Source organism: Micromonospora sp. NPDC051296, from assembly GCF_040682255.1.
Classification (GTDB): Bacteria; Actinomycetota; Actinomycetes; order Mycobacteriales; family Micromonosporaceae; genus Micromonospora; species Micromonospora craterilacus.
This window is the reverse complement of sequence record NZ_JBFBAO010000306.1, coordinates 1-8,796: the sequence shown is the minus strand read 5'-3', so window position 1 is coordinate 8,796 and position 8,796 is coordinate 1. Positions and strand designations below refer to the sequence as shown.

Sequence of the window (8,796 nt, the reverse complement as noted above, 5' to 3'; positions counted from 1 at the left end):
GTTGCAGCGCCTCGCGTACGGTGGCCGTGCTGGTGGCGAGCACCGCGTTGGTCAGCAGGTCACCCCACTGCAGCAACTGACGGTCGCCCATGCTGTTGTCGCCGTACCGCATGTCCTTGAGGTTTTGCAGGACCTGCTTGCCCATAGCGTTGTTGAAGTCGGCCTTCTTGCCGTCCGCGGTCAGCATCTGGCCACCCTGCGAGTAGAGCAGGGAGGTGAAGTGCCAGCCTCCGGTGTTGCCGGCGCTGTACTCCGCGTAGCCGGCGATGCCGTTGCCGAGCGCCGAGATCTTCTTGGCGGCGTCCCGGACCTCGGCCCACGTCTTGGGCGGGTTGTTCACGTCGAGCCCGGCCTGCTGGAACAGCACCTTGTTGTAGACCAGGCCCATCGAGTAATTCTTCACCGGGACGGCGTAGAGCTTGCCGCCGTCGGTGAAGACCTCCTTGAGCGCCGGGTCGACGCTGTCCCAGGTCGGGACCGTCTCCGCGTTGGCGAACTCGGAGATGTCCATCGCCTGACCGGAGTCGAGCACCTGCTGGAGATCGGTCATGTACCCGTAGAACACGTCAGTCACCGTGCCGCCGGCGAGGCGGGCGGTGAAGTCCGGCGGGTTGTTGCACTGCTCGCCGACGCTGACGCTCTTGATGGCGATGTCGGTGTTCTGCCGCTCGAACTCGGCGACATCGTCGTTCCAGTTCTGCAGCAGCTCTTTCTGGGCGCCGACCGGCTGACAGTCGACGGTGATGGTGACCTTGCCGCTCGCATCGTTACTCGCGTCGTCGCTCTTCGTGGAGCACGCCGTAAGGCTGAGCCCCAGGCCGGCCACGAGCGCCAACGCCGCAGCCTTCCGGTACTGCGGTACGGACATCTGTCCACCCCTTCGGGAACACGAGAGTCGCCATGAAGTTCGCTGATCTGCGGTGATCGCCACCGCCGCGATGCCCTGTTACTGGTCTGCATCCGCCATGCGCCCTGACTCCCGGTAACTAGCCGGAGGCCAGGTGTGAGTGGAGTCACTGTAACGAGGACGACTCATTTCGGCAAGGTATCGACTTGATGATGAAAAGAAGCGACACAGGCGCGAGAAATGCTGGCAGACCGATGAAGGCGAGCCGATTCGCGCAGGTTCGACCCTTTTGGGGCAACGAAACGGCCGCCGACCGCGAGCAGCGGTCGACGGCCGGAGCCTCGTTAAGCAGTTTGGGGAAAGATCCTGCCCGGATGGCCCGGTCAGCGGCCTGGGGCGGGTGCGGTGGAGCCACGCACCACCAGTTCGGGCTCGAAAAGCAGCTCGTCGGTGAGCACTCCGCCCCCCTCGATCTGGGTGACCAGCAGGTCCACCGCTGCCTGCCCCATGGTCTCGATCGGCTGCCGTACCGTGGTCAGCGGCGGGTCGGTGCAGGTCATGAACGCGGAGTCGTCGAAACCGACCACCGACACGTCGTCGGGCACCGAACGGCCGAGCCGGCGGACCGCGCGGATGGCACCCAGCGCCAGCACGTCACTGGCGCAGATGATCCCGGTGATCCCCCGGTCGACCAGCTTGGTCGCCGCGACCCTGGCCCCCTCCATCGAGAAGCTGGAGCGCTCGACCCACTCGGTGTCCTCGGCCCAGCCCGCGACCCGGCGCAGCGCGGCCAGCTTGCGCTGCGACGGCACGTGGTCCTCCGGGCCGAGCACCAGGCCGATCCGCTCGTGCCCCAGCGAGCGCAGGTGGCCGTACGCCTGCTCCACCGCCACCGCGTCGTCGGTGGAGACCCGGGGGAAGCCGAGCTCGTCCACGCCCGCGTTGACCAGCACCACCGGCAGGCCCCGGTCGGTCAGCCGCCGGTAGTGCTCGTGCGAGGCGTCGGCCAGCGCGTACGACCCGCCGGCGAAGATGACCCCGGAGACCTGGTGGTCCAGCAGCATCTCGACGTACGCCGACTCGGAGACGCCGCCGATGGTCCGGGCACACAGCGCCGGGGTGAACCCGCGCTGGGCCAGCGAGCCGGTTACCACCTCGGCGAGCGCCGGGAAGATCGGGTTCTGCAACTCGGGGAGGACCAGTCCCACCAGCCGGGCACGTTCTCCGCGCAGCTTGCTCGGCCGCTCGTAGCCGAGCACGTCCAGGGCGGTGAGCACCGCGGTCCGGGTCGCCTCGGCCACGCCCCCGCGGCCGTTCAGCACCCGGCTCACGGTGGCCTCGCTGACGCCCGCCTTGCGGGCCACCTCCGTCAACCGTTTCGTCACGGCCGCAATCGTACGTCCATGGCCTGCAAAAACTGAACAGCCATCTGCTGCTGGTTGACGTCCTGCGTCAGATCACGACCCGAGATCGCGCAGCGCCTCGGCGACGGCCCGATGGAAGGTCGGGTACGCGTAGATCATGTGCCGGAGCTGGGCCAGCGGTACGGCACCGTGCACGGCCACCACCAGCCCAGACAGCACCTCGCCACCGGCCGGGCCGACCGAGGTGGCCCCGATCAGCACCCCCTGGTCGGCGTCGGCGACGAGCTTGATGAAGCCGCCGTGGTCCGTCTTGTGGATCCACCCCCGGGTGGACGAGGACAGCTGCGTGAAGCCGACCTGCACGTTGATGCCGCGCTCGCGGGCCTGCTGCTCGGTGAGGCCGACCGCGCCGATCTCCGGATCGGTGAAGGTGACCCGCGGCAGCGCCCGGTAATCGGCGCGGGGCACCGACCCGGCCGCGCCGCTCGACCCGGTGGCGGCCAGCGAACTGGCCGCGCCGACCGCACCGCCGACCACGCTGGCGGTGCCGCTGGCATCCGCCCCACCGTCGGCCCGGCGCATATGGTCGAGCACGTCGGCCACGACGATGGACGCCTGGTACATGGCGATGTGCGTAAAGGCGCCCTCGCCGGTCACGTCGCCGACCGCCCAGATGTCGTCGGTGACGTGCAGCCGGTCGTCGACCGGCAGGTACCGCCGGCTCGCGTCGACGCCGACCGTGTCCAGCCCCAACTCGTCGAGGTGGGCCCGGCGGCCGGTCACCACCAGCAGTTGGTCGGCGGTGAACTCCTCGCCGCCGGTGCCGCGCAGGGTGAACCGACCCGCGCCGTGCTCGACCCGGGCGGCCTTGACCCCGGTGTGGATCTCCACTCCGTCCGCCCGCAACGCGGCGGCGGCCACCTCGGACGCCTCCGGTTCCTCGACGGCGAGCACCCGGTCCGTCGCCTCGACCACGGTGACCCGTACGCCGAAGCGGGCGAACACCTGCGCCAGCTCCAACCCGATCGCCCCGCCGCCCAGCACCAGCAGCGACTCGGGCAACTCCTCGACCTCGATGGCCTCGCGGTTCGTCCAGTACGGCGTGTCGACCAGCCCGTCGATCGGTGGCACCGACGGCCTGGTGCCGGTGCCCAGCACGATGCCGTGCCGGGCCTGGAAGACCTGGTCGCCGACGCGGACCCGACCCGGCCCGTCGAGTCGGCCGCTGCCCCGGACGAAGCGCCCGCCCTTGCCGGTGAACCGCTGCACCGCCACCCGGTCGTCCCAGTGATCGGTGGCCTCGTCGCGGATCCGCTTCGCCACCGGCGCCCAGTCGGGGCGGACCTGGACCGTGCCGGCCAGCCCGTCGACCCGGCGCGCCTCGGCGATCGCGTTCGCCGCCCGGATCATCATCTTGCTCGGGATGCATCCCCAGTACGGACACTCCCCGCCGACCAGATTCCGCTCGACGCCGACCACGGTGAGCCCGGCCTCGGCGAGCCGCCCGGCGACCTCCTCACCGCCGACCCCGAGCCCGAGCACGACCACGTCCACCAGTTCCGGCTCCGCCATGCCCGCCAGCATTCCGCACCACCCGGTCGCCGGCCACCCGGCCACGCGGAAAGACCTCAACGCAGCCAGACCGGGACCGCTCCGGGCATCGCCGCCGGTGGCGGATAGTCGAGGGTGCGACGGACGGCATCCGGCAGCCGCCACGGCTGGTGCACCGCCTTCCCGGCCACCGCGGCCAGCTCGGGCACCCACCGTCGGACGTACCCGCCGTCGGGGTCGTACCGTTCGGCCTGCCGGATCGGGTTGAACCCCCGGTACGGCTTGGTGTCGTTGCCGGTGCCGGCGACCCACTGCCAGTTGCCGGAGTTGTTGGCCACGTCGCCGTCGAGCAGCCACCGGAAGTAGACCGCCAGCCCGTCGCGCCAGTCCAGCCCGAGCGTCTTCGTCAGGTAGCCGGCGGTGATCAGGCGAGCCCGATTGTGCAGCCAGCCCTGCGCCCGCAGTTGCCGCATGCCGGCGTCCACGATCGGCACGCCCGTGCGTCCCTCCGCCCAACCGCTCAGCGCGTCGGCGTCGTACCGCCAGTGATCCGCCGCGCCGCGCCGGTACGCCTTGCTGGAGACGTCCGGGAAAGCGGCAGTGACCTGGTGGTAGAAGTCCCGCCAGCAGACCTGCCGGACGAACGGCGAGCCCCGGTCGCCGGCCCGGTTCGCCACCGTCAACGGCGACAGGCAGCCGAAGCGCAGGTACGGGCTGAGCCGTGAGGTGCCGTCGCCGGCCAGATCGTCGTGCAGGTCGTCGTAGTGCCGCAGGGTGGGCAGCCAGCGGTCCAGCCGGCGCCGTGCCGCCACCTCCCCACCGACGACGGCGTCCGGGGAGTCACCGGCCGGCAGCGCCGGCAGGCGCCCGACCGGCACCCGGTCCGGCAGCACCACCCGCGATGGCGCGGCCAGCTCGTCCCGCCACCGCTGCCCGCTCCAGGCCCGGTGGTACGGGCCGAACACCCGGTAGTGGTCGCCACCGCCCGGCGTCACCTCCCCCGGCTCGACCACCGTCAGCCCGGGAAAGAACCGCAGGTGCAGCCGATGCCGCTCGCACTCGGCGCGCAACCGCCGGGCTCGGCGCTCGGCGTACCGGGAGACGTCGGCGCTGAGCGCGACGCCCTCGGCGCCCACCTCGCCGGCCAGCCGGATGGTCTCGGCCACCGGATCGCCATGCCGGAGCACCAGGTCGCCGCCGAGCCCGCGCAGCTCGGCCCGGAGCGCGGCGAGGCACTGGTGCAGGAACCGGGTGCGGTTGGGCGACAGCCCGGCCAGCGCCGGGTCCAGCACGTACAGCGGCACCACCCGGTCGAAGGCCGCGCAGCTGGTGGCCAGCGCGGGGTGGTCGTGCACCCGCAGGTCGCGGGTGAACAGCACGACCGCGGTACGCCCGGTCATCGCACGGTCGGCCCGGGCACGGTGACCGGCGTACCGGTCGGGGTGAGCAGGGCGCGGCCGGCCACCGCGATCCGTCGCCGCTGCGGCACGGTGGCCCGCCGGGCGAACACGTCGTAGTCCTGGGCGGCCACCACGTCGAGGATCCCACCGTAGAGCGCGTACGCGGTGCGGATGCAGGACTGCGAGGCGGGGTCGAGCAGGACCACCCCGGGTGCGGCGGCGGCGTAGTGCGCCCGGGCGCGGGTCACCTCGTACCGGATCAGCTCGCGTACCGGTTCGGTGGCCCGGCCGGCGGCCCGGCAGCCTGCCAGGTCGTCCCGGGTCACCCCGAAGGCGGCCAGGTCCTCGTCCGGCAGGTACGTCCGGCCCCGGTCCAGGTCCTCGGCCACGTCCCGGATGAAGTTGGTGAGCTGGAACGCGAAGCCGAGTTGGCGGGCCGGCTCGCGGGCCGCCGCCAGGTCGGAGCTGCCGAGGATGGGCAGCATCATGGTGCCGATGACCGCGGCCGAACCCTCCATGTAGTCCAGCAGGTGACCGTAGCTTCGGTACGACGCCACGGTCAGGTCCATCGCCATGCTCTTGAGGAACGCGGCGAAGTCCTCCCGGTCCAGATCGAAGACGGCGATGGTGTGCAGCACCGCCGGCAGCAGCGGGTCGTCGACCCGCTCGCCGTGCAGCCCGGCGACGAACCGCCCGCCCCAGTCGTCGAGCCGGGCCGCGCGCGCGGCCGGCGGCAGCGCCTCCGTCCGGTCGACGATCTCGTCTGCGTACCGGGTGAATCCGTAGAGGGCGTGGACATGCCGCCGTTTCCATGCGGGCAGCAGACGAGTGGCGAGATAGTAGGTGCGGCCATGACGTCTGTGCAGCTCACGGCACCGGTCGTAGGCAGCGGTGAGGTCCAGGTCCACCAACCCTCCTCGATATCGACGCACCAATCGACGCAACTTGAAACCTTAGGGTACGCTCGGCGACATGGCCAACGACCCGCTAGCAGGTAACCTCCTTCGCGTGGTGCCTGAGCAGCCGGTCGGTGCAGACGAGCCGATCCGGGCCGTGCTGGCCGAATACACCCGCGACTTCGTCATGTCCGTCGACAAGACCCTGTCCGAGTTCCTAGCCGCCGAGGTCGACACACTGACCGAAATCGACGCGGCGATGGGCTCCTTCGCCGCCACCGCGCGCGACTGTGTCCTTGCCGGCGGAAAACGGGTCCGCCCAACGTTCGCCTACTGGGGATGGCGCGGGGCGGTCGGCGGGGACGAACCCTTCACCCCGGTGCTGCCCGCACTGGCCACGTTGGAGCTGCTGCACACGTTCGCGCTCGTCCACGACGACGTGATGGACTCCTCCGCCACCCGCCGGGGCCGGCCGACCGCGCACGTGGCGGTGGCCGCACAACACGCCGCCGCCGGACGCAGCGGCGACTCCGGCCGCTTCGGCGAGGCGGTCGCGGTGCTGATCGGCGACCTCTGCATGGTCTGGGCCGACCAGTTGCTGGCCCGCACCGCGCTGTCCCCGAGCCGGCTGCTGGAGGTGCGGCGCGGCTACGACCAGATGCGGGTGGAGACGGTCGCCGGGCAGTACCTCGACATCCTCGGCGAGGCCGACCCGGCGAACTGGTCGGTCGACCGGGCGCTGCGGGTGGCCCGCTACAAGACCGCCAGCTACACCGTCCAGCGGCCACTGCTGTTCGGCGCCAGCCTGGCCGGCGTCGACCACGACGCCCCGCTGATCGCCGCGTACACCCACTACGGCCTCTCCGTCGGCGAGGCGTTCCAGCTCCGCGACGACCTGCTCGGCGTCTACGGCGACCCGACCACCACCGGCAAGCCGGCCGGCGACGACCTGCGCACCGGCAAGCCGACCGCGCTACTCATGCTGGCCCGAGAGCTGGCCACCCCGGCCCAGCGCCGGGCGCTCGACGGCGCCGACACCCGCGCCGACGCCCCGGAGATCGCCCGGCTGGCCGAGGTGGTGGTCGACACCGGCGCGGTCGACCGGATCGAGCGGATGATCGACGAGCGGGTCGAGGACGCGCTGGCCGCGCTGGCCGCCGTAGCCGTCGACGAGACCGCGCGCACCGCGCTGGTCGGTCTCGCCACCACGGCCACCCACCGGCGGGCCTGATGGGCGCACCGCTTGACGGCCGGGAAACCTCGGGGCGAGAGGTGGTTGCCGGTGCGGACCGTTGACGGGCATACCGATCGGGTGGTGGTCGTCGGGGCCGGCCTCGGCGGCCTGGCCTGCGCGCTGCACCTGGCCGGCAGCGGGCGGCAGGTGACCGTGCTGGAACGCGAGCCGGTGCCGGGGGGGCGGGCCGGCCGGCTCAGCGTCGACGGATACGAGTTCGACACCGGCCCGACCGTGCTCACCATGCCCGACCTCATCGCCGAGGCGCTCGCCGCGGTCGGTGAGGAGCTGTCCGACTGGCTCGACCTGATCCCGCTCGCCCCGGCCTACCGCGCCCACTATCCGGACGGGTCCACGCTCGACGTGATCACCGACACCGCCCGGATGGCGGCGGAGATCTCCCGGGTCTGCGGGCCCCGGGAGGCCGACGGCTACCTGCGGTTCGTCGACTTCGCGCGCAACCTTTGGCGGCTGGAGCGGGCCGACTTCATCGAGCGCAACCTCGACGCGCCCACCGACCTACTCACCGCCAACCTGCTCCGGCTGGTGGCCACCGGGGCGTTCCGGCGGCTCCAAACCAAGATCGACCAGTTCTTCCGGGACCCGCGCACCCGACGGATCTTCTCCTTCCAGGCGATGTACGCCGGTCTCGCGCCACACGACGCGCTGGCCATCTACGCGGTCATCGCGTACCTCGACTCGGTGCAGGGGGTCTACTTCCCGCGCGGCGGCATCCACGCGGTCTCCCGGGGCCTGGCCGGTGCCGCCGAGAAGCACGGCGTACGGATCCGGTACGGCACCACGGTGACCCGGGTGGAGACCGCAAACGGTCGGGCCACCGGGGTGCTGACCGCAGACGGCGAGTTCGTCCCGGCCGACGCGGTGGTGCTCAACCCCGACCTGCCGGTGGCCTACCGCGACCTGCTTCCGCCGACCCGTCAGCGCCGGCTGACCTACTCGCCGTCGTGCGTCGTCCTGCACGTCGGCTCAAGCCAGGGGTATGGCCGGATCGCTCACCACAACATTCACTTCGGACGGTCGTGGAAGGGCACCTTCGACGAGGTCATCCGGCGTGGCGAGCTGATGAGCGACCCGTCCCTGCTGGTCACCAACCCGAGCCGGACAGACCCGGCGGTGGCACCCGCCGGCCGGCACACCTACTACGTGCTCGCTCCGGTGCCCAACCTCGACCGGGCACCGTTCGACTGGCGCGGCGACCTGACCGCCCGCTACACCGACCGCCTGGTTTCCACCCTCGAGGGCCGTGGCTACGCCGGCTTCGGCGCGGGGGTCGAGGTGCTCCGGGCGGTCACCCCCGCCGAGTGGGCGGAGCAGGGCATGGCGGCCGGCACACCCTTCGCCTCCGCGCACACCCTGTTCCAGACGGGCCCGTTCCGGCCGTCGAACCTGCACCGGTCACTGGCCAACGTGGTCTTCGTCGGCTCGGGCACCCAGCCCGGCGTCGGCGTCCCGATGGTGCTCATCTCCGGCAAGCTCGCCGCCG

General features: G+C 71.7%; 7 protein-coding genes. 2 read left to right on the top strand and 5 right to left on the bottom strand.

From position 1 onward, the window contains the following. The 5 genes from AB0M52_RS25865 to AB0M52_RS25845 form a co-directional block, all read right to left on the bottom strand. Positions 1 to 868 (bottom strand): extracellular solute-binding protein (locus AB0M52_RS25865; RefSeq protein ID WP_363958646.1); only part of this gene is annotated, 868 nt, incomplete at its 3' end. A 362-nt stretch (positions 869 to 1,230) separates the two neighbouring features. Then, positions 1,231 to 2,232, bottom strand: coding sequence for a LacI family DNA-binding transcriptional regulator (locus AB0M52_RS25860; RefSeq protein ID WP_111213459.1), 1,002 nt, complete (start codon positions 2,230 to 2,232; stop codon positions 1,231 to 1,233). A 72-nt stretch (positions 2,233 to 2,304) separates the two neighbouring features. Further along, positions 2,305 to 3,783 (bottom strand): FAD-dependent oxidoreductase, encoded by a 1,479-nt coding sequence (locus tag AB0M52_RS25855; protein ID WP_363958642.1) that lies wholly within the window; start codon positions 3,781 to 3,783, stop codon positions 2,305 to 2,307. Positions 3,784 to 3,839: 56 nt separating this feature from the next. Further along, positions 3,840 to 5,162 (bottom strand): deoxyribodipyrimidine photo-lyase, encoded by a 1,323-nt coding sequence (locus AB0M52_RS25850; protein WP_363958639.1) that lies wholly within the window; start codon positions 5,160 to 5,162, stop codon positions 3,840 to 3,842. Continuing rightward, a complete protein-coding gene (locus AB0M52_RS25845; RefSeq protein WP_363958636.1) occupies positions 5,159 to 6,070 on the bottom strand; it encodes a phytoene/squalene synthase family protein in 912 nt (303 codons plus the stop codon). The genes AB0M52_RS25850 and AB0M52_RS25845 overlap by 4 nt, the downstream gene beginning before the upstream one ends. A gap of 64 nt (positions 6,071 to 6,134) precedes the next feature. On the opposite strand from AB0M52_RS25845, the gene AB0M52_RS25840 reads away from it, so the two are divergent. After that, on the top strand, positions 6,135 to 7,289 hold the full coding sequence (locus tag AB0M52_RS25840) for a polyprenyl synthetase family protein (RefSeq protein ID WP_363958633.1): 1,155 nt from the start codon (positions 6,135 to 6,137) through the stop codon (positions 7,287 to 7,289). Positions 7,290 to 7,340: 51 nt separating this feature from the next. Then, positions 7,341 to 8,796: phytoene desaturase family protein (gene crtI, locus AB0M52_RS25835; RefSeq protein WP_363958632.1), on the top strand; the 1,456-nt coding region annotated here is incomplete at its 3' end.